Source organism: Paraburkholderia sp. BR10882 (assembly GCF_040948855.1).
GTDB classification, from domain to species: domain Bacteria; phylum Pseudomonadota; class Gammaproteobacteria; order Burkholderiales; family Burkholderiaceae; genus Paraburkholderia; species Paraburkholderia nodosa_A.
On the sequence record NZ_JBFPKP010000007.1, the window covers coordinates 257,934 to 278,921 of the forward strand.

21 protein-coding genes are annotated in these 20,988 nt (G+C 61.4%); 16 read left to right on the forward strand and 5 right to left on the reverse strand.

Translation table 11 applies throughout. The annotated features are described in order from the left end of the window. Positions 1-70: 70 nt before the first annotated feature. Complete coding sequence (locus AB3X99_RS20100; RefSeq protein WP_368617920.1) at positions 71-823, forward strand: phosphate/phosphite/phosphonate ABC transporter substrate-binding protein; 753 nt, start codon at positions 71-73, stop codon at positions 821-823. 61 nt (positions 824-884) lie between these two features. Here AB3X99_RS20100 and AB3X99_RS20105 read toward each other — a convergent pair whose 3' ends face one another. After that, a complete protein-coding gene (locus AB3X99_RS20105; RefSeq protein ID WP_368617921.1) occupies positions 885-1,607 on the reverse strand; it encodes an enoyl-CoA hydratase/isomerase family protein in 723 nt (240 codons plus the stop codon). A 459-nt stretch (positions 1,608-2,066) separates the two neighbouring features. Between AB3X99_RS20105 and AB3X99_RS20110 the strand changes: the two genes are divergently transcribed. From AB3X99_RS20110 to AB3X99_RS20140, 7 genes are all read left to right on the forward strand, one after another. Continuing rightward, positions 2,067-3,935 (forward strand): ABC transporter permease subunit, encoded by a 1,869-nt coding sequence (locus AB3X99_RS20110; RefSeq protein ID WP_368617922.1) that lies wholly within the window; start codon positions 2,067-2,069, stop codon positions 3,933-3,935. Continuing rightward, complete coding sequence (locus tag AB3X99_RS20115; protein WP_368617923.1) at positions 3,932-5,311, forward strand: sugar ABC transporter substrate-binding protein; 1,380 nt, start codon at positions 3,932-3,934, stop codon at positions 5,309-5,311. The genes AB3X99_RS20110 and AB3X99_RS20115 overlap by 4 nt, the downstream gene beginning before the upstream one ends. A 6-nt stretch (positions 5,312-5,317) precedes the next feature. Then, on the forward strand, positions 5,318-6,742 hold the full coding sequence (locus AB3X99_RS20120; protein ID WP_368617924.1) for an alpha-glucosidase/alpha-galactosidase: 1,425 nt from the start codon (positions 5,318-5,320) through the stop codon (positions 6,740-6,742). Between the two features lie 125 nt (positions 6,743-6,867). Then, the gene (locus AB3X99_RS20125) at positions 6,868-7,887 is read left to right on the forward strand and encodes a LacI family DNA-binding transcriptional regulator (protein ID WP_368617925.1); all 1,020 of its coding nucleotides are present in this window, start codon (positions 6,868-6,870) and stop codon (positions 7,885-7,887) included. Between the two features lie 175 nt (positions 7,888-8,062). Continuing rightward, positions 8,063-8,815, forward strand: coding sequence for an H-NS family nucleoid-associated regulatory protein (locus AB3X99_RS20130; protein ID WP_342946058.1), 753 nt, complete (start codon positions 8,063-8,065; stop codon positions 8,813-8,815). 101 nt (positions 8,816-8,916) lie between these two features. Next, positions 8,917-9,270 carry a DUF429 domain-containing protein gene (locus AB3X99_RS20135; protein WP_368617993.1) on the forward strand — a complete coding sequence of 118 codons (354 nt, stop codon included), beginning with the start codon at positions 8,917-8,919 and terminating at the stop codon, positions 9,268-9,270. After that, the gene (locus tag AB3X99_RS20140) at positions 9,185-9,532 is read left to right on the forward strand and encodes a DUF429 domain-containing protein (RefSeq protein WP_368617926.1); all 348 of its coding nucleotides are present in this window, start codon (positions 9,185-9,187) and stop codon (positions 9,530-9,532) included. The genes AB3X99_RS20135 and AB3X99_RS20140 overlap by 86 nt, the downstream gene beginning before the upstream one ends. A 111-nt stretch (positions 9,533-9,643) precedes the next feature. Here AB3X99_RS20140 and AB3X99_RS20145 read toward each other — a convergent pair whose 3' ends face one another. Further along, positions 9,644-10,429: an IclR family transcriptional regulator gene (locus AB3X99_RS20145; RefSeq protein ID WP_069261980.1), complete on the reverse strand. Its 786-nt coding sequence runs from the start codon at positions 10,427-10,429 to the stop codon at positions 9,644-9,646. 188 nt (positions 10,430-10,617) lie between these two features. Here AB3X99_RS20145 and AB3X99_RS20150 point away from each other — a divergent pair, with 188 nt between their 5' ends. The 7 genes from AB3X99_RS20150 to AB3X99_RS20180 all read left to right on the forward strand — a co-directional run bounded on the left by AB3X99_RS20150 (position 10,618) and on the right by AB3X99_RS20180 (position 17,589). Further along, positions 10,618-11,901 carry an MFS transporter gene (locus AB3X99_RS20150; RefSeq protein WP_368617994.1) on the forward strand — a complete coding sequence of 428 codons (1,284 nt, stop codon included), beginning with the start codon at positions 10,618-10,620 and terminating at the stop codon, positions 11,899-11,901. Positions 11,902-11,905: 4 nt separating this feature from the next. Next, positions 11,906-12,352, forward strand: a complete 447-nt coding sequence (locus AB3X99_RS20155) for a type II 3-dehydroquinate dehydratase (protein ID WP_069261978.1) — start codon at positions 11,906-11,908, stop codon at positions 12,350-12,352. A 144-nt stretch (positions 12,353-12,496) separates the two neighbouring features. After that, the gene (locus tag AB3X99_RS20160) at positions 12,497-13,357 is read left to right on the forward strand and encodes a MurR/RpiR family transcriptional regulator (protein ID WP_069261977.1); all 861 of its coding nucleotides are present in this window, start codon (positions 12,497-12,499) and stop codon (positions 13,355-13,357) included. A 206-nt stretch (positions 13,358-13,563) separates the two neighbouring features. Beyond that, entirely contained in the window at positions 13,564-14,628 is a 1,065-nt protein-coding gene (locus tag AB3X99_RS20165) for a C45 family autoproteolytic acyltransferase/hydolase (protein WP_368617927.1), read from the forward strand. A 28-nt stretch (positions 14,629-14,656) separates the two neighbouring features. Continuing rightward, positions 14,657-16,003, forward strand: a complete 1,347-nt coding sequence (locus AB3X99_RS20170) for an aspartate aminotransferase family protein (protein WP_368604816.1) — start codon at positions 14,657-14,659, stop codon at positions 16,001-16,003. Positions 16,004-16,117: 114 nt separating this feature from the next. After that, positions 16,118-16,684 carry a carboxymuconolactone decarboxylase family protein gene (locus tag AB3X99_RS20175; RefSeq protein ID WP_069261974.1) on the forward strand — a complete coding sequence of 189 codons (567 nt, stop codon included), beginning with the start codon at positions 16,118-16,120 and terminating at the stop codon, positions 16,682-16,684. 617 nt (positions 16,685-17,301) lie between these two features. After that, positions 17,302-17,589 (forward strand): YodC family protein, encoded by a 288-nt coding sequence (locus AB3X99_RS20180; RefSeq protein ID WP_368604817.1) that lies wholly within the window; start codon positions 17,302-17,304, stop codon positions 17,587-17,589. 89 nt (positions 17,590-17,678) lie between these two features. Here AB3X99_RS20180 and AB3X99_RS20185 read toward each other — a convergent pair whose 3' ends face one another. Together AB3X99_RS20185 and AB3X99_RS20190 are read right to left on the reverse strand one after the other, a co-directional pair. Continuing rightward, positions 17,679-18,311: a LysE family translocator gene (locus AB3X99_RS20185; RefSeq protein ID WP_069261972.1), complete on the reverse strand. Its 633-nt coding sequence runs from the start codon at positions 18,309-18,311 to the stop codon at positions 17,679-17,681. A gap of 219 nt (positions 18,312-18,530) precedes the next feature. Then, the gene (locus AB3X99_RS20190) at positions 18,531-18,851 is read right to left on the reverse strand and encodes a superinfection immunity protein (protein ID WP_368604818.1); all 321 of its coding nucleotides are present in this window, start codon (positions 18,849-18,851) and stop codon (positions 18,531-18,533) included. Positions 18,852-19,023: 172 nt separating this feature from the next. Between AB3X99_RS20190 and AB3X99_RS20195 the strand changes: the two genes are divergently transcribed. Next, positions 19,024-20,484 (forward strand): M20 family metallopeptidase, encoded by a 1,461-nt coding sequence (locus AB3X99_RS20195; protein WP_368604819.1) that lies wholly within the window; start codon positions 19,024-19,026, stop codon positions 20,482-20,484. Between the two features lie 15 nt (positions 20,485-20,499). Here the strand turns inward: AB3X99_RS20195 and AB3X99_RS20200 are convergent, their stop codons facing one another. Beyond that, on the reverse strand, positions 20,500-20,985 hold the full coding sequence (locus AB3X99_RS20200; RefSeq protein WP_342946065.1) for a Cd(II)/Pb(II)-responsive transcriptional regulator: 486 nt from the start codon (positions 20,983-20,985) through the stop codon (positions 20,500-20,502). Positions 20,986-20,988: the final 3 nt, after the last annotated feature.

Consider the following 20,988-nt stretch of genomic DNA (forward strand, 5'->3'; position numbering starts at 1 on the left):
TCATCGCTACTTTGCCGATCCACATAGAATGACTTCGGCCTCATGTCTTCGCATAGGAAAGGTGCTAGCCATGGCAAAGCAGAATCTGACGTTTCTACTGAACAAGAATCTGGATTTTCCCGTCACCGCTGAACCCTGGACAAGCCTGCTGTCGGAGGCAGGCATGAACGCCGACGTGACGACGGACATTCCGGAGATGAACCGGCTGCTCGAGGCTGGCAGCCCGAATATGGCGTATGTTCCAGGGGCGGGTTTCTGCGTGATGATGCGAAAGGGTAATCCGCACTATCGCGGCCTTGTCATCGCAACGTCAAAGTTCTCCGGTCAACCCGCTCAACGCACGCTGCTTGTAGTTCGTCACGACGATCAGGCAAACAGCCTCGACGACCTTGAAGGATCGACCTACGGATACCTGAACAGGTCCTGTTCTTCCAGTTTCTTTCCGCCTGCCATTATGTTGAACGAGAAAGGAAAGAAGCTTGAAACCTTCTTCGAACTCAAGCAGGTTGCGGGATGGCAGGACCGGGTCGACGCAGTGGTCGCGAAGTCCATCCGTGCAACGATGATTCTGGAAGACGTGTGGAAGATGACACCCGCGAACGTGCAGGCGACGAAGGTCATCGGCGAATATAATTCTTGCGTACCCGCCGTCCTGATCGTGCGCAAGGATCTCAGTGCGGACGTCGCGACGGCATTTCGGGAGCAGCTCTTGAGCTACATGCCGGACTGGAAAAACGTCTACGGGGCCTTCCGGCCGTTTTATTTCGCCGATATCCAGACCTTTTACCACCAGGTTTGCCAACTGCCTGACGATGAGGTTTGATTGGCGTGAAGACGAATCGTGACACGTGGGGCCGGTTGAAGCCAGAACCGTTTATGCGCTTCTAGCCGTGATGCTCAAGTGCAAAGTCGAGCGAGAACCGTGCGGCATTGACGCTGTTCAATAATTTCTTGGCTGCACGTTGCCGATCGGACGGTAGCTCGAGCAGTTCTCCAACCAATGCATTCGTTGCGTCTTCGAGTTCGCTGTCCATCGCGAATTCAGTGGCAATGCCCCAGTCATAGGCCTGCACCCCGCAGATAAGCCGCGAGCGCATGACGATGTCCTTTGTACGCCCGGTACCGATCAAGTCACGGAGGGACGCCACGCTCTCGAAGCGGACGCCGTGGCCCGCGTTTTGCTCCGGAAGTCCGTACAGTGTCGTTTCCGTGGCTAGCCGCAGGTCGCACGCGAGGGACAACTCGAACGCAGCGCCGAAGCAATAACCTCTGGTCGCGGCAATGACCGGCTTGCTGCAACGCGATGGTGCACTTAGCGCCCACGCAAGCCTCGACTCATGGTCTGTAGAGACGTCAATAGACTCGTGCTTGAAGTGTCCGCTGGAGAAGTGTTCGCCCGCACCGCGCAGCACGATCACGCGGACGGCCGAGTCAGTGTCCAGAGTCTCGAACACGCGACGCAATTGCTCGCATTGCGTGAGGGACATCAGATTGAAGGGCGAGCGGTCGAGCACGATTTCGGCACAGGAGTTCTTCGGACTGAATTCGACGCGGAAGCCGTCGAAACGGGTTGGCAATCCGGGTGCCTGAAAGGCAAGCGTCGTCATGGTTTCCTCAGATGCTAAATCGCATATCGTCGAGCAACGCATTCATATGAACATGCGAGGTGTTACGATTTCAGCGCCGATGCGCCGCGGTTCCGCAAGGGCTCAATATCAATCTAACACGAGTTAGTAAATTTTCAACCGCAAAGTCACTTTGAGCCGGAAAGCGGAGATTTTGGGGCATTTGCCCTTGAAATCCTGAGCCACCAGCAAGCCGAAGAAGCCTTCCGCGTGGGAGGCCGGTATTTCCTTCCTCGCGCCGCAATCTCATCTTCAAGACGTTCGCAAATCACGCACTGCAAGCCGGACCGCCGTATGCCCACTTGAATGTTTCTGGCGAATTGCCTAGCCTGATATCAGGTTTCATCGGCAAGATCGGGAGTGTACGCATGGACGCACGAAGGCGTCCATTTTTTACACCCGGAACTAACGCGCGTTAGCGCTGCGATCCTCAGGAATGTCATGGCAACGGCTCCGGCAACAGGCGGTCGTAGGTCGCTTATCGCAACCGTGCGTCCGTCCGCGCGGCGGCGCAACGGGGAAGCGCTCACGGCGTGGATGCTGATTCTGCCTTCGCTGATCGGTCTAGTCGTGCTTTATCTGTTGCCGACGGTGAGGGCGATAGGGGTCAGCACAACCGACTGGAACCTCATGGCTGCGCCACGCGCCGTCGGAATGGATAACTATCGCGCTATGCTCGCCGATGGTGATTTCTGGCACGCACTCGAACTATCCGCATACTACGTCTTCCTGAATATACCGACGCAGACAGTGATCGGCCTGCTGCTCGCGGTACTGATGGACCGTCTATGTGGAGCGATTGCCATACGCGCGATCGTGCTGTTGCCTTTTCTTCTCTCCAATGTGCTCGTCGCACTGATGTGGGTATGGCTGCTCGATCCGATGCTCGGCTGGGTCAACGCGATGCTCGAGTCAATCGGCTTTGCAAACCGGTCATTCTTCGGCTCGCCGGTCGAGGCGCTCGCCACAGTCGCGGCTGTCAATACCTGGCGATATACAGGCATGGTCGCATTGCTGTTTCTGGCTGGCCTGCAGCGCATTCCCCGCTGTCTTTACGAAGCGGCACTACTGGATGGCGCCGGAGAATGGCAGCTGTTTCGCAGCATTACGGTTCCGTTGCTGAGGCCTGTGATGTTGTTCGTGATTGTCACGAGCATAACCGGTGCGTTCCAGATCTTCGATACGGTCGCCGTGGCAACACATGGCGGCCCGGCCAGCTCGACGCGCGTGATCGTCTACTACATCTACGAAAACGCGTTCAAATTCCACAGGATGGGCTATGCGTGCGCCATGTCGATCGCATTGCTGTCCATCATGGCTTTGTATAGTGCGGTGCAGATGCGCCTTTTTCATGCAAGCGAGTCTGAGCTGGCTCATTTAAGTTTCGATCTCGGTACGCTCGACCACGTGGTCACTACGCCAGCGCGTGTTGTGCGTATCAGCACGGGACGAGTGCTTGCCTGGTGTGTGCTCGCGGCGATGATCGCTGTGACGCTGGTTCCGCTCTTGATGGTCCTGCGCACTGCGCTTACACCGCCCGCTGACTTGTACACGTCAACTGGAAGATGGTTGTCACCGGCATTCACGCTGGAGAATTTTCTTCGTGCCCTCGGATTGGTGAACGATAACGTCGCTCTTGCCGATGGGGGATCCGGCGGCAACATCAATTTCCTGAGATCACTGCTGAATTCGGTGATCTTTGCAGGGCTCATAGTGGCGGGTCAGGTTGTGTTCAGCGCCATGGCCGCCTATGCGTTCGCGCGCTTGCGTTTCCCTGCGCGCGAGCCGTTGTTTGCGCTGTTCCTCGTCGCCCTGATGCTGCCGAATATCGTTCTGTTCATCCCGAACTTTATTCTGATCAAGGAACTGGGGTGGCTCAATACCTATGCAGGCATGGTGGCGCCGTTTTTTCTTGTATGGGCGTTTGCGATCTTCTTCCTCCGCCAGTCTTTTTTATCGATTCCGCGCGACCTGGAGGAGGCGGCGCTTCTCGACGGCGCATCGTACTGGAAGATATTCTGGCGCATCGTTCTTCCGGTGAGCCGGGCGCCGATAGCGACAGTCGCGATTCTATCGGCCGTTAACGCCTGGAATGAATTCCTTTGGCCGTTCATCGTGGCGAACGCCGACGACATGCAGGTGCTCACCGTTGCCTTGCAGGCGTTCAAGTCGCAAGCTCCCCAAGGCGCCCCGGACTGGACCGGCCTGATGGCTGCCGCCTGTCTGGCCGCGCTTCCGATGCTCGCTTTGCTGATTGCCTTCGGGCGTTATGTGGTCGAATCGTACAGGCCGGTCCGGACGCGCATATGAAGGGTCCCTCACCCCGCAGCGGGCGACATCCGATCCCGCAGATTACTGCGGCGTTCACTGCGATGGCTGCGGCGATCGTCGCGCACGCGGCCGGCAGCGTCGAGATCAGGTATGCCCTCTGGGACGCGAATCAGCGACCCGCATATCAGTCGTGCGCCACGCAGTTCGAGAAAGAAAACCCCGGAATCCATATCAGGATCTCGCAGGTCGGATGGTCGGACTACTGGACTGTGCTCACGACGCAGTTCGTGTCAGGCACGGCGCCCGACGTGTTCGCGAATCACTTGATGAAATATCCTGAGATGGTGACCAACGGGCAACTCGTCGATCTGACTCCGTACATCCACCGGGACAAGGTCGCGACTGGCAGCTTCTATCCTGCATTGCTGATGAACTGGTCGAGGAACGGACATCAATACGGCTTGCCGAAGGACTGGGATACCGTTGCGCTGGTCTATAACAAGCAGATGTTCAGGGATGCGGGCATCGCCCCGGCGGCGATCACAGACTGGACATGGAATGACCTGGATGGCGGTACCTTCGGGAAGGCGATCGCAAGGCTTACGATCGATACCAACGGCAATCGTGGGGATTCGAAGCAGTTCGACCCGCAGCACGTCAAGGTGCGCGGATATCAGATCGGTCGGGCGGGGGGCATGATGGGGCAGACCGAATGGAGCTCGTTTGCCGTGTCTGAAGGCTTCAAATATAACGATGGCCCATGGACCACTCACTACTACTATGACGATCCGCGGCTGGCGCGCACGCTCGAGTGGATCGTAGGCTTGTCGAAGAGGGGCTATTCGGCCCCTTTCGAAGAAGCCAGCAGGCTGGGAAGTTCAGCCATGCTTGCCGCAGGAAAGGTCGCCATGGTGAGCGACGGCTCGTGGATGGTCAACTGGTATGCGCAGAACGCGAAATTCGAGGTCGGATATGCGGTGCTGCCTAAAGGTTCGGCCGGCCGTGCGTCCATGTTCAATGGGCTGGCGGACTCGATCTGGAGTGGCAGTGTCCATAAGGAAGAGTCGTGGAGGTGGGTCAGATTTCTGGCTTCCACGACTTGCCAGAAGATCGTTGCACAGGACGGCGTGGTGTTTCCCGCAATACAGGGTCTCGACAGGATCACGGTCGATGTGCATGCAAAACGCAATATCGATACACAGGCCTTCCTCGATATGAGGCAGGCAACGACATACCAGCCTCCCATCGCAACGGGTGCCGCGCAGATCGACGCGATCATGGATACGACCATCGAATCCATCTTTTTGGGCCGCGTCGATGCTGCGATAGCGCTCAAAGAGGCGAATGAGAAGGTCAACGAGGTCGGGCGACGCCAGGAGTCACGCGCGCCCATCCAGGGGCACACAACGGAGTAGACGTGCATGTCATCGAGACAGCCAGTCAAGATCGCCTTGATCGGAGCGGGTAGCACGGTATTCGCGCGCAATCTGCTCGGCGACATTTTCAGCTATCCGGAACTCGCGGACGCGAGCATTGCCCTGCACGATATCGACGAGCGGCGGTTGGAGCTCTCCGCTCTCGTTGCGAACAGGGTGGCGGGGCAACTGCGGGCGAGTCCCCAGATTGTGGCGACGGCCGATCGCGTACGCGCGCTCGATGGCGCCGACTACGTGCTGAATCTGATTCAGGTTGGCGGCTATCAGCCAGCCACCGTGACCGACTTCGAAATCCCGAAACGGTACGGACTTGAGCAAACCATCGGCGACACCATCGGCATCGGCGGGATCATGCGAGGGCTGCGGACCATTCCGGTCATGCTCGAATTGCTCGCCGATATGGAGCGCGTCTGTCCCCATGCCGTGCATCTGAACTACGTGAATCCCATGGCGATCGTGTGTTGGGCGATGTACCGCGCGTCGTCGATCCGCACGATCGGGCTATGTCACAGTGTGCAGGCCACAGCGGCGGAACTCGCGAAGGACATTGGCGTGCCGTTCGATGAGATCCGATACACGTGCGCCGGCATCAATCACATGGCGTTCTTCCTGACATTTGGGCGACGCGGCGAAGATCTCTATCCCGAGCTGCATCGGGTGCGGACGCAGGGGCGTGTTCCCGACACGAATCGCGTCCGATACGAGATGCTCCATCGGCTCGGCTATTTCCCGACGGAATCGAGCGAACATTTTAGCGAGTATGTGCCCTGGTTCATCAAGCGCGGACGCGAAGACCTGCTCGACAGGTTCAATATCCCTGTGGACGAATACCTCGGCCGCTGCCAGGTCTATGAGGCTTCAAGGGAGTTCATGGAAAGGGAACTTCGTGAGCCTGGGTCGCAGGATCCAGAGGGCTTGCGAGCCGTGTTACTCGAGCATGGGTTCAAGGTCATGGACAAGCGTCATGACGGTGCGGTAGCGAGTCTCGAAGGTCTACGCACGATTACGCGCTCGCAGGAATTCGGGGCGACAATTATCCACTCGATTGAGTCCGGCACGCGCAACGTTGTCTATGGCAACGTACCCAACGCTGCGCTCATCGATAACTTGCCGCAAGGATGTTGTGTCGAGGTCCCCTGCCTGGTTGATGCGAATGGCGTGCAGCCGACCCATATCGGGGCCTTGCCGCCCCAGCTTGCTGCACTGATGCGCACGAATATCGGCGTGCAGGAGTTGACCGTCGAGGCTGCGCTCACGGGACGCCGCGATCACGTTTACCATGCCGCGATGCTGGACCCGCATACGGCGGCGGAACTGGATGTCGACCAGATCGTGGCGCTAGTCGATGATTTGCTCGACGCGCATCGCGACTGGCTTCCCGAGAGTCTGTCGAAGCGCATGCATGCCTGAACCGGGAGCCGATGCGCAAGTTCAGCGCAACGCATTCACGCTTACGCAGGTATGACGCGCCGCGTCGGTTGTGAATATAAAAAATGAGCCGAAAGATCACCACAACGAGAGTCACGAGCAGCCAGGTGGCAAAGCTTGCGGGCGTCTCGCGCACGACGGTCTCGTTTGTGCTCAACGATGTCCCGCATATGGGCATCAGCGAAGAGACGCGGGAGCGCGTGCTGAACGCTGCCCGTCAGTTGGGCTATGTGCCAAACGCGGCTGCGCGTTCGCTGGTGAGCGGCGCAACCCGCACCGTGGCGCTCGTGACGCCGCATAGCGAACACCTGAAGGTCGATGCCTTCATTCCGCGCATGCTTGCGGGAGTAAACGACACCTGTCACGCTCACGGATACAAGGTGATATTCGAGCCGATCATCGAGACGGGGCGTGCAGCGGGCGGCTTCCTCGAACTGGTCGACAGCCGCCGTATCGACGGACTCATTGCCATCAACACGCCGCGCTCCGACGACGTACACCTTGTGCGTCTCGCGTCCGAAGGCTTTCCGCTTGTGGTCTTCGGATCGAAGCTCGACGAACACGCGAACCTCTATAGCATCGACGTCGACATGCGCGAAGCGTCGCGCGTCGCAACGCGGCATCTTCTCGCGCTCGGGCACAAGCGAGTCGCCTATCTCGGGTTTGCATCCGACGAGTACCACGGGGTCACGGAGCGCCTCTACGGCTATCGCGACGCCTTGCGGGAGTTTGGTCTCGGCGTGGAAGCCGAGCGTGTCGGATTCGCGAACTTCAATGCGCAAAGCGGTTACGACGCCATGAACGCGATGCTCGAGCACGGTCCGTCTTTCACCGCACTGTTTGCAGGCAACGACACCGTCGCATTCGGTGCAATGGCCGCATTGCGCAAGGCTGGCTTGCGCATCCCCGATGACGTTGCAGTCGTCGGCTATGACGATATTCCGCTCGCCGCTTTTGCGACTCCGCCACTGACGACGATGCGGACCTTGCCTTATGAGCAGGCATGCGAGGCGTCTAACCTGCTGGTACGGCTTATGGCTGGCGAACGACCCGACGAGTTGCATTCGATGATGGCGGTTCCGCTCATCGTGCGTGAGTCTTGCGGCAGCGCAATCAGACAGGCGTAGCCGCTGACATGGCTTTTACTCGCGTTTCCTGACTGGAAGTCAGACGACTTACCGATTTTGAAATAGAAAGTAATGTTTCTCAGTGCCTCGCGCAAACTAATTCGACACCAAATGTTGTATTCGTCGTTCGATGTGGCATAGTGGAAAAAACTAACTTATCAAAGGAAATCCACGAATGGCTACGCTCCAATCGATTCAGGCAAGAATCGCAAAGCTGCAGGCTCAGGCAGAATCGCTGGTAACAACGAAATCGTCGGCGGTACTCGAGAAGATTCGCGGCCTGATGGAAAGGCATGCCGTGACGGTTGCCGACATCGAGGCATTTGTCGGCAAGCGGCGCGGCCGCAAGCCGGGAAAGGCCGTTGTCGCGAAGCAGGGCTCGTCGGCAGCGAAATATCGCGATCCCAAAACTGGCGCGACCTGGACCGGCCATGGTCGTGCTCCCGCGTGGATTGCAAACGCCAAGGACCGAAGCAAGTTCCTGATTGCAGGCGCGGCGCCGAAACCGGCTGCTGCAGTGAAGGCGCCCAAGGCAGGTAACTACGTGCGCGGGCCGCAACCGCCAAAATATCGCGACCCGAAAACCGGCGCGACGTGGTCCGGTCGTGGCATCGCACCGGCATGGCTCGCTGGCGCGAAGGACCGGTCGAAGTTTTTGATTGAAAAGGCCGAGCCTGTAGTGAAGACAGCCAAGGCGCCGGCAGCGAAGAAGGCCGCCGCAAAAAAGAACGCTGCATCGAAAAAGGCTGCTGTCAAGAAGGTATCTTCGCCGGCACGCAAAGCTGCGCCGAAGAACGGCGCAGCGGCGAAATCGCCGGCCGTCCGCAAAGCCCGTGCGCCGAAGCTTGTGGTGAAATCAACGGCGCCCGTCGAAGTTGCCGCGCCTGCGGCGGGCACTGAAGCTGTGAGCACGGCCGCTGCGGCCTGAGTTGCGCACACCGGGCTCCGGAAGCCTGCTTCCGGCCCGGTTCAGCGCTTGTTACTCGTGGCGGGGACCGCTTGAACACACGGACGGTTGCTGGCATCGACGTGGGCGGTGACAAGAAGGGCTGCCATCTGGTCATTCTGGAGGGCAGTCGAGCTTTCCGGCCTGCCGATACCAAAACCCCGCAGGAGATGCTGCGAGCCTGCCTCGAGTACGGCGTGCAGGCCGTCGGGATCGATGCTCCATGCCAATGGGGTATCGAACGTAAAGGGCGGCGTGCGGAACGGGAACTTGCGCGGCAACGCATCTTTTCCTTCGCCACGCCAACCCGACAACGGGCCGATGAGAATCCTGGGCGCTTCTACCTGGTGGATGTTCAACGGAGAAGCCATTTACCAAGTCTTTTCTTCCGACTATCCGCTACTGTCATCTCGCGATTTCCAGGGCGGGCGTGTTAGCTTCGAAACATTTCCCCATGCCGTGACTTGCGCTCTCCGCGGCAAGGAGGGGACGTCTGCGAAGGAGAAGCGCCGGCAACGGCCAGAAGTACTGGAAAGCGCTATGATCGACGCCTCTGGCTTGAAATCGATTGACGACTTCGATGCCGCGCTGTGTGCGCTGACCGCGAGATACCTGGTCGAAGGGCGCACATATGCTTACGGCGACGTGAAAGGTGGTTACATTCATGTTCCGATTCCACTGGCCTTGAACACGTATTGACGCTGAAACCGTGCCGCCGTGCGGGAACGCGTTGCAGTTGGCTTGCCGTGCGTTATGTGCCACTGCAGTTGTCACAAGGGCAATCACAGCTATTGACTGGATTCTGCACCCTCATCCCTTTCCGAGCGGCGGCCGACGTGAGAATCCCGCCATATTGCTCAACTGGGCCAGTTCATTGGCCGCCTCGCGTAGCAGTCCAGAGTACTCGTGAATCTTCCCGGTCGTTAGCCGTACCCGGGGACCGGCAACACTGATGACGCCGACGCAGCGCGAACCGTTCACCACGGGCGCCGCCACTGCCGACATACGCGGGGCAAACACCTCGTCGATCATCGCGTAGCCACGCACGCGCGCAGCATGCACGAAACCCAACAGCGCTTTTAGTGTCGTCGGCGCATTGGGTCCGAACTCATTCGGCTGTCCGAAGCCTTGCTTCAAGACCAGCGAGGCCGCCTGTTCATCGGTCATCGTCATGAGCCATGCATGTCCGGTCGACGTGCATGAAAGTCGTGCCGCCTGGCCCATGTCGGGATCGTAGCGGAAGCCGGTGCGCTGTCCGTCCGCCTTCCCGACCCAGATGATCGCTTCGCCATCCACCAGCGACAGTCGCGCGAGTTCGCCTGTCTGGGCAGCGACGCGTTCGATGATCGGCTGGGCGATGTCCGCGATGCCCGTGAGGCTCAGGAATTCGAGTCCGTTCGACGTCATGCGCATGGTGAGGATGTAGCGGCTGTGATCGACCCGTTGCCTGACATACCCGCTTTCGATGAGTTCGGCGAGCAGGCGGTGGCAGGTGCTGCGCGGCAGAGACAAGGCATCGGCAATAGCCGCGAGGCCTGCACCTTCGCCTTGCGACGCCAGCAGATCGAGAATTCTCAGGCCGTTCCTAAGCGACATCTTTCGCCAACTTCCATATTATGAAATGGAGTTCCGGTGCGGAACACCCCGCCTGTCCAGCGCAAACAATAGCACCTGTTCGTCGCCAGAAACGAACGCTTCGCCATATCGAGAATCCAGGAGACAACATGTCATTTTTTGCTGATTCGGACCTCGCCGGGGAAGGGCGGTCCGCGCAAGCTCACTTGATGGCGCGTCGGGCAGTAGCGGGGGCAACCGTCGGTACAGCGCTCGAATGGTTCGACTTTGCGCTGTATGGCGTCGTCGCGGCCACGATCTTTCCCAAGCTGTTTTTTCCGTCGCTCGACCCGACTGCTGCGCTGCTCGCGTCGCTGGCGAGTTTCTGGGCTGGATTGGCCGCCCGCCCGCTCGGCGCGGTGATCTGCGGGATGCTCGGTGACCGTTGGGGACGCCGCAAACTGATGCTGATCACCGTATCGGTGATGGGCGCGTCGTCGTTCCTGATGGGCTTGCTGCCCACTTACCACCAGGTTGGCATCCTCGCGCCGACACTGCTGGTGTCGCTACGCATCATTCAGGGTTTCGCGCTTGGCGGCGAATCGACGGGCGCGCAATTGATGGCGGTGGAGCATGCCTCTGCCAACCGACGCGGCTGGTATTCAGGTCTGCTTGGCATTTGTTCGCCACTCAGCCAGATTCTCGCCAACTTTTCGCTCTTTACGCTGGCCGCGTTGCTTTCATCGGACGACTTCGATACCTGGGGCTGGCGAGTGCCGTTTCTCGCGAGCTTCGTTCTGGTGCTGCTCGGCATCTACATCCGCAGGAAGGTGAGCGAGACACCGGCGTTCGAGGTGCTCAAGAGGACTGGCGAATCCACACGCGCCGCCAATCCGCTCGGCACGGTCTTCAAATATCACTGGCGCACCGCGCTGCGCCTGACGCTGTTCTTCTGCGGCCCGGCCGCGCTGTTTTATCTGATCGTGGTCTTCTCGCTCAGCTACCTGACGAAACACCTCGGCGTACCTAAGCAGACCGGTTTCATGCTGTTGATGGTGGCGAATGTCTGCGCCATCGTGGGCGCGCTGGCGGGCGGCTATCTGAGCGATCGGATCGGACGCAAACGTGCGCTGATGATCGGTTCGGCCTGCACGCTGATCTGCTGCCTGATTTACTTTCCAATCCTCAACCACAACTCGATCGCGATGACGATGGCAGTCATGGGCGCGTTCCTCGGCTTTACACAGTTCCAGAGCGGCATCCAGCCAGTCTGGTTCGCCGAGTCATTCCCGACCGAGGCGCGCTACACAGGGTCCGCACTGTCGTATTCGGGCGCCAACCTGCTCACCGGTGGCCCGATGCCTATCGTCGCCGTGGCGCTGCTCAATGCCTTTCACGGTTCCCCGTGGGCCATCGTAGCGGTCTGCGGCTCGCTGAACCTGATCTCCTTCCTGATGATCGCAATGTCCCGGGAAACCAAGGACACGGTCCTCGAACGCTCTTCTACACACTGACACCATGACGCGCAAACTCTACATCCTCAATGGTTCCAACCTGAACATGCTGGGCGCGAGGGAGCCTCATCTTTATGGCAGCACTACGCTGAAGGACATCGAACAGAATTGCCTCACGCTGGCCGACGCGCTCAAGTTCGACTGCGTATTTCGTCAAACGAACAGCGAAAGCGAGTTGATCGACTGGATTCAGGAAGCATTCCTGCAGGACGCCGCGCTGATCATCAATCCGGCCGGCTTTTCATTCGGTCGGATTCCGGTGCTCGACGCAGTCAAGCTCATCCGCCGGCCAGTCGTGGAATTGCATATCACCAATATTCACCAACGCTCGGAAGAATATCGTCACTCGACGATTTCGGTGGCGGCCACCGCGGTAATTTGCGGGGCAGGAGCGAACGGATACTTGCTCGCGATCCGTGCGATTGACGATCTGTGGGGCAAACAGGCTTGAACCGACTCTTCGATGTATGAAGCACGCGGGCGCCTGGATGGAGCCCGCGTCCGTCGGCATGCGCGACATCGTCATCTGTCCCGACTTGCAACATCCGGCAACACCGGTGGTAACATTTGTTGTCACCCACTGCCAGAGCGACGCATGCCAGACAGTTTCGACCAGCTCGCCGCGCTGATCCGCGCGCGTTTCTCCGATTTGAGCCCGCAGTTCCAGACCGGCGCTGCCTTCCTGCTCGACCATCCCGACGAAGTGGCCGTTTCGTCCATGCGCAAAGTGGCCGAGCGCGCCCGCGTGCAGCCTGCTTCGCTCGTGCGGCTTTCCCAGCAACTGGGCTTTCCGGGCTGGAACGAGCTGCGGGACCTGTTCGTCGCGCGCGTGCGCACGCGGCCGGAGCCGCTTTCCTCGCGGGCCCGCTCGCTCGTGGCGGGCAATGCGAAGGACGGCCTTGCGCGCGACCTGCTCGTGGCACAACAGCACAATCTGGAGGCGAGCGCCGCGCACAATACCCGCTCGATGGTCGAGGCGGCGCGCGTGTTGCGTCGCGCGAAGCATGTGCACGTGGCGGGCTTTCGCTCGTGCTATGCAGTGGCGTTCGGGCTCGTCTACGGATACCGCCTGTTCCGGCCTTCGGTTTCCTTGCTGGGCGGCGAGGCGGGGACGCTGGAGATGCAGTTGCTCGGCATCGAGCGCGACAGCGCAACGATTGTTGTCAGCTTCGCACCGTATTCGGTCGAGGCGGTGCGCGTGGCCGAGGCCGCGCTCGCCAAAGGCAGCCGCCTGATCGCGATTACCGACAGCGCCGTCTCGCCCATTGCGCTGAACGCCGACAAGGCGCTGATCTTCACGCACGAAAGCCCATCGTTTTTCCCTTCGCTCGTCGCTGCGACGGCCCTGGCCGAGTCGCTCGTCGCCCATCTGCTGGCGCTCGAAGGCTCGGGCGCGATCGCGCAGCTCGAACAGGCCGAGCGTTCCTTGAACGCACGCGGCGCTTACGTGCCCTGAGCGCCACCCCCCGGCATTTCCGCGCCATTTCGCGCCTGTTTTTCCCGCAGCCGGATGTCGTTGTGAGAAGGCATCCGGCTTTGCTTTGCACGTTTCCATCGCATTTGTTGTGATCGATTTTTAATTTGACAACATATGTTGCGGTGACGTATAAAGCGCACTATAGGAAGAGGTAGACCCATACCGGTAGCAAAAGCGAGAAACAGATGCAGGAACTCAAGACTATCCGCGTGGCCGGTTCGCCTGAGGCGATCGGCCGGCAGCTCGGCGCACACGTGAAGCCGATCTTTGCGGATTACATGGCGCAAAGCAGCGCCTGGCGGGCGGTGAGCCGCTGGCGCGACAGTGCGTTTGCGCAGCAGTTGCGCGCCGCAGCCGCACAGTATTTTCCGACCTATGTCGCGGAAATCGACGCAATGGCGCAGGCGCTGGACTGGTCCGCGGAAGACCTGTTCCTCTGGAATTGCCGCGGTGAACTGATCCACCACACACCGGACGGCTGCACGACGCTCGCGGTGCGCACGCCGGGTGTGGGCCTGATCGCGCACAACGAAGACGGCGACCCCTGGCTGCATGGCCACTGCAGCGTGGTCGAGGTCGAACCCGACGGAAAGCCCGGTTTCCTCAGCTTCTACTATCCGGGCTCGCTGCCGGGGCATACCTTCGCAGCTACGCGTGCGGGACTTGCGCAAGCGATCAACAACGTGCGCATCCGCGAGCCGCGCGTGGGTGTGCCGCGCATGATCCTGGCGCGCGCCGTGCTCGATTGCGCGACGCTGGAAGAAGCCCTCGCGCTGCTGCGCGACACGCCGCGCGCGAGCGGCTTCCACCACACGATCGGCGGGACCGACGAGGCGGGCGAGGTGCGTGTGGTTAGCGTCGAAGCCACTGCGCAGCGCGCTTCGGCGCGCGAAGTGAGCGCGCCCTCGGGACACGCGAATCACCTCATTCACTCGGGCTGCGAGCGTGAGGCGCAGATCGTCACCGACTCGTCGCGCGATCGCCAGACCCGTCTCGCCGAGCTGTTGCCCGCGCTTGGCGCGCAGCCCGACGGCGCGGCTTTCGTGCAGGTGCTGCAGGATCGCGCGGGCGCCGGCCTGCCGATCTTCCGCGACGATCCGCACGACCCCGACGACGAGAACACGCTCGCCACCGCCTGCATGCGCGTCGAGCCGCGCGGCGTGGCGTTCGACGTCTGGCAGGGCGGCGAGCGCGTGCTTGGCCGCTTTATCGATTCGAACGCGCGCCATGCAGACGGCGCGAACCGCTAAATATTCACGGACTTCATCGAGGACACATATGACCAAGGTGTTTCACCGGATGCCGAAGCAAAGCTTGCCCGTCGCGGTGGCAGGCGAAGGCATCGAAATCGTCGATTCCACCGGCAAGCGCTACATCGACGCAAGCGGCGGCGCCGCGGTTTCATGCCTCGGCCACAGCAACCAGCGCGTGATCGACGCGATCAAGCGTCAGGCGCAGCAACTGCCGTACGCGCACACCTCCTTCTTCACGACCGAGGTCTCGGAGCAACTCGCCGATCACCTCATCGCCGCGGCGCCCAAGGGGCTCGACCATGTGTACTTCGTGTCGGGCGGTTCGGAGGCGATCGAGGCCGCGCTCAAACTCGCGCGCCAGTACTTCGTGGAGAAGGGCGAGCTTGCGCGCCGCCACTTCATCGCGCGCCGGCAGAGCTATCACGGCAACACGCTCGGGGCGCTCGCGATCGGCGGCAATGCGTGGCGCCGCGAGCCGTTCCTGCCCATCCTGATCGAATCGCATCACGTGAGCCCTTGCTTTGCGTACCGAGAGCGCCACGAAGGCGAGACCGACGAGGCCTATGCGCAGCGCCTCGCCGATGAACTCGAGCAGAAGATTCTCGAACTCGGTTCCGAAACGGTTGCGGCCTTCGTCGCGGAAACCGTGGTGGGCGCAACGGCCGGCGCGGTGCCGCCCGTGCGCGACTACTTCCGCAAGATCCGCGCGGTGTGCGACCGCTACGGCGTGCTGCTGATCCTCGACGAGATCATGTCGGGTATGGGCCGCACCGGCCATCTGTTCGCCTGCGAAGAGGACGGCGTTGCGCCGGACCTGCTGACGATCGCGAAGGGCCTGGGCGCAGGCTACCAGCCGATCGGCGCGACGCTCGTGAGCCAGCGCATCTACGAGACGATCGTGGGCGGCAGCGGCTACTTCCAGCACGGCCACACGTATATCGGCCACGCCACGGCCTGCGCGGCGGCGCTCGAAGTGCAGCGCGTGATCGCCGAGGAGAAGTTGCTCGACAACGTGCTCGCCCGCGGCGAACAACTGCGTGCGCGTCTGCGCGAGCGTTATGCGAACCATCCGTACATGGGCGATGTGCGCGGCCGCGGCCTGTTCGTCGGTGTCGAGCTGGTGAAGGACCGCGCCACGAAGGCCACCTTCGACCCGGCGCTCAAGCTGCATGCGGCGATCAAGCGCGAGGCGTTCGCGCGCGGCCTGATGGTCTATCCGATGGGCGGCACCGTGGACGGCCGCAACGGCGATCATGTGCTGCTCGCGCCGCCTTTCATCTGCACGGAGCAGAACATCGACTCGATCGTCGAGCGGCTTGCCGCGGCCGTCGACGGTGCGCTCGACGTAACGGGCGTGGCGCGCCCGGCGTAAGCTTCGCTGTATGGAGTTGAAGTGCAACTAACTGTCCGCCGCTAGCGGCGGCCGAGATCGCGGCGACCGCAAACGGTCGCGCGCGCCGGTCATAACCTCCAACGGAGTCCATTGATGACGCAAAACCCGACCTCGCGGCTTCCCGCTTTCGACGCTGCCCAGGCTACGCCGGAGCAGAAGGCGGTGCTGGACGAGATCCTTTCCGGTCCGCGCGGCAACCTCAACGGTCCGTTCCTCGGCTGGATCCACAGCCCGGAACTGGCGCAGCATGCGCAGCGCCTTGGGGCGTTCTGTCGTTACCAGACAGGCCTGTCGCTGCGCCTCTCAGAACTGGCGATTCTCGTCACGGCCGCGCGCTGGCAGGCGCAGGCAGAGTGGTACATCCATTATCCCATCGCCCTGAAGGCGGGCGTGCCCGAGGTGCTGGCCGAGCAGATCCGCACGGGCGTCGCGCCCCGGTTCGACGAGCCCGACGACGCGCTGATCTACGCGTTCACGACCGAGCTGTACGACGCGAAGCGTGTGTCCGACGCGACCTACGCGCGTGCCGTCGAGCGCTTTGGCTACGAAACCACGATCAACCTGGTCGGGCTGCTTGGCTACTACGCGCTCGTCGCAATGACGCTCAATGTCTTCGCCATGCGCGCGGAAGGCCAGACGACCTTGCCGTTTGCCGAATAAGCGGACTGACCGCGTCCTGCGCGCGCAGCCCCATCCGGTTTTGCCGGATGGGGCATTTTTTTGCACCGCACTGCAATTCCATTTAAGTGACAACCGTATTTCAACCGCAGAATTTTGAGGGCATCGGTAAAACATGAGGATTCCCCCCCCCAGGAGAACAGTTCAAGTGCGGCGTGGGCGAATTAATCGAACGGACGGTTTATCCGCGTAGAAATCGTTTCCATTCGCTCTGGCAGGGTTTCCGGTTTTTGGACGAAATCGTTAATGCAGTTGCCGTGTGCCATGTTTATTGCCGCTGCATTGCGGGATTTTCTGGTTGTGAATTCGAAATAATATGACTGTTTCGTGGAGAAACCTTGCCCGGTAGCTTTTTCCAGCCATGTACGGCTTTCCGCGTAAATTGTGCGGGAAGGGATTAAACGGGGGTTTGGGCGTGCTTCGAATAACAGGGTTTTCAGCAGGTTTAATGGAAACCGCTTGCACGCATTAATTCGAGTTGTTAGTCTTGCCGAACTTATTAATGACCGTCCCATTCTGATTATCGAAAGGGCGGGCGGGAGCCAGGGGCTAGCCCGCCCGGGTTTTTTCTCTGTGCGACTTTTTTAACGGGGCACATCATGCTTGATACGACCATCGACGTAGCCGAAAAGCCGCTCGCTGCCATGGCCGGAATTGGCGACGTTGTCACCCTGAAATCGGGCGGTCCGCGCATGACCGTCATGTATGCCGGTTCGGTTGGCTTTGCCAGCGGTCACTGGCTGATCTGCCAGTGGTTCGACGAACAAGGCGAACTGCGCCAGGACATGTTCGCTCAGGACATGGTGCAGATCGAACCGCGCTCGATTCCCGCGGCGTTCGTCAAGATGCGCAGCCCGGCTGGCGGAAGGGCCATCGGCAGGGTCTGAGGCGTAGACCCACGCAGACTGCACAGGCGCCACAGGCGCGTCAAATACGATGAAGTAGCGGCCGGGCCGGATGCGCCCGGCCGTTTGCTTTAGCGCTGGCCTTCGGCGGCGATACGCACGGCGAGTCCGGCCAGCACCGTACCCATGAGCCAGCGTTGAAGCTTGAGCCAGCCCGGCCGGTCGCCGAGAAACGCTGCAATCGTGCCCGCCGTCATCGCCACGGCGGCATTCACGCTGATCGAAAGCGCGATCTGCACGCTGCCGAGCACGATGGACTGCGCGAGCACGCTCCCGTGATGCGGGTCGATGAACTGCGGCAGCAGCGACAAATACAGAATGGCAATTTTCGGATTCAGCAGGTTCGTGACGAACCCCATCAGAAAGAGCTTGCGCGGGCGGTCGGCGGGCAACTCGCGCACCTGGAACGGCGAGCGGCCGCCGGGCTTGAGCGCCTGCCACGCGAGCCAGAACAGATAGAGCGCGCCGCCCAGGCGCAGCGCGTCGTAGGCGAACGGCACGGCCATGAGCAACGCGGTAATGCCGAAGGCGGCGCACAGCATGTAGAACACGAAGCCGAGCGCGACCCCGCCCAGGGAGATCAGGCCCGCCTTGCGCCCCTGGCAGATCGAGCGCGAGATCAGGTAGATCATGTTGGGTCCGGGCGTGAGCGCCATGCCGAGTGCGACGGCGGCAAAGGCGAGCAGCGGGGCGGCGTGTGGCATGACGAGGCTCCGTGTTGATGTTTGCTTGGGTTGCTGATGGGTGTGAAGGCGACTCGAGCGATGGGCCCAACGCTGAGCGCTTCAGCCAGATATAGAACGATCAAAACGATCAAAACGGCGCGGCCAACGCAGCTTGATTCCCGGTGATTATTTCATGCGACGGCAGCGCTTGCGCGCCATGGCCTGAAACGTTGGCCAAACGGATAAGCCGCGACGGCCTCAATGCGGCGAGCGCTTGCTCTCAGTGGCGCGGCTTTCGCGCGCCTGGACCCGGTCGTCGAGCCGGCGCGAGAAGAGCAGCATCCCCAGCCGGCGGCTGCGAATCCTGGTCTGGCCGCCGAGATCCTTCGGCGGATTCGGTTGCAGCGCCCAGAAGAGCGCCAGCAGCCAGCCGAGCAGTGTCCAGCCGAGCACGGCATTGAAGACTGCGATGACCAGCAGGTCGTGACGCTGACGCCTGTCGGCGATCAGCGCTGGGAGAAAGTAGAGCGCGACCACCGCTGCGAGAACGATGATCTCGAAGACGGAACGGCTCACCATATTTCCATTCTCCAGAAAAAAGGGCGGAATATGCCCGAACGATCATTGTCGCGCGGATTGGCCCTGAGCGCACGCCATGCCCTGGCCGGACGGCCATCACCGGGCGCGAGGGGTGTCGGCCGGTGGGGGTTCGGGTCTATCATCGGGTTTTTCATCGCTGGGAACCCACACCATGATCTCCGACCCGTCCGAGGCCACCCGTCAACTCGACCACGACGAACTGCGCGCCTTCGTCGAACGCAAATGGCATGACGAGATCGTGCCCGCGTTGACCGACTACATCGCGGTGCCGGCCAAGAGCCCGGCATTCGATCCGCAGTGGGCCCAGCACGGCTATCTCGAGCGCGTCGTGCAGGAGGCCGCGAAGTGGGCGGAACAGCAGCCGGTGCGCGGCCTGAAGCTGGAGATCGTGCGGCTGCCCAATCGCACGCCGGTGATTTTCTTCGAAGCGCCCGCCACGCGCTCGGGAAGCAGCGAGACGGTCGTGCTCTACGGCCACCTCGACAAGCAGCCGGAATTCGCGGGCTGGCGCAACGACCTGGGCCCCTGGACGCCGAAGCTCGAAGACGGACGCCTCTACGGGCGCGGCGGCGCTGACGACGGCTACGCGATCTACGCGAGCGTCACGGCGCTCGCCGCGCTCGACGCGCAGGGCATCGAGCGTCCGCGTTGCGTGGGTCTCATCGAAACCTGCGAGGAGTCGGGCAGCTACGACCTGCTGCCTTATGTCGACGCGCTGCGCGAGCGGCTCGGTAACGTCGGTCTCGTCGTGTGTCTCGATTCGGGCGCGGGCAACTATGACCAGCTCTGGCTCACCACGTCGCTGCGCGGTCTCGTGGCGGGCGACCTCGAAGTCGAAGTGCTCGAGGAGGGCATTCACTCGGGCTCTTACGGCGGCATTGCGCCGTCCAGTTTCCGCGTGATGCGGCAGCTCTTCGAGCGTCTCGAAGACGCCGCGAGCGGCACGCTGCTGCCCAAGGGTTTCCATTGCGCGATCCCCTCGCAGCGCTTGAGCGAAGCCGAGGCCACGGCGAAGATCCTTGGTGAAAGCGTCTGGAAGACCATGCCTTGGGCGTGCGGCCAGGACGGCCGGCGCGTGCTGCCCACCACCACGGACCCGCAGCAGGCGCTGCTCGACTCCACGTGGCGGCCTTCGCTTTCGGTCACGGGAGCGGCGGGCCTGCCCGCACTCGCCGACGCCGGCAACGTGCTGCGGCCGCGGACGGCGTTCAAGCTCTCGCTGCGCCTGCCGCCGCTAGTCGAGGCTTCGAAGGCCGTAGCCGAACTGAAGGCGCTGCTCGAACTCGATCCGCCGTATAACGCCAAGGTCACCTTCAGGCCGGACGCGGGCGCGGCCAACGGCTGGAGCGCGCCGGAACTCGCTCCGTGGCTCTCGGAAGCGCTCAACGCCGCCTCGCGCACGCATTTCGGCGCGGACTGCGCGTATCTCGGCCAGGGCGGCACGATCCCGCTCATGAACGTGCTGCAGGCAGGGTTTCCCAAGTCGCAGTTCATGGTGTGCGGCGTGCTCGGCCCGAAGTCCAACGCGCACGGGCCGAACGAGTTCCTCCATGTGCCCTACGCGAAGAAGCTCACGGCCACGGTGGCCGAAGTGATCGCCGCCGCGCCTTGAATTGCCCTTGAGCGGCTAGTGGCGGGGAGGGGAAGGCGCGCCGTCTGCAGGCGGCGCGTCCTGTGCAGCGTGCCCGTCACCATGGCATGAGCAGCTTTCGTCGTCGACGGGCTGTTCGAGACTCTTCATGATCCCGCACTCCGCGCTGCTGCTCTGATTGGCATGGCAGCTCTCGCGCAGCGTGCGTAATTGCTGCTCGAGTACGCGCATCGCTTCGATCTGCTGATGGATGCGCTCGATCTGGCTGTCGATCAATTCGTTGACTTCGTCGCAGGGTTGGCTCGGGTCGGCCTGGAAGCGGCGCAGCATGCGAATGTCCGTGAGCCCGATGCCGAGTGACCTGCAATGACGGATAAAGTTGAGCTGCGCGGCATGCACGGCCGTGTAGCTGCGGTAACCGTTGGTTTCGCGCGCGGGCTCGTCCAGCAGGCCTTCGCGCTCGTAAAAGCGCACCGTTTCGACGTCGCAGTGCGCGCAGCGCGCCAGTTCACCAATTCGCATGGT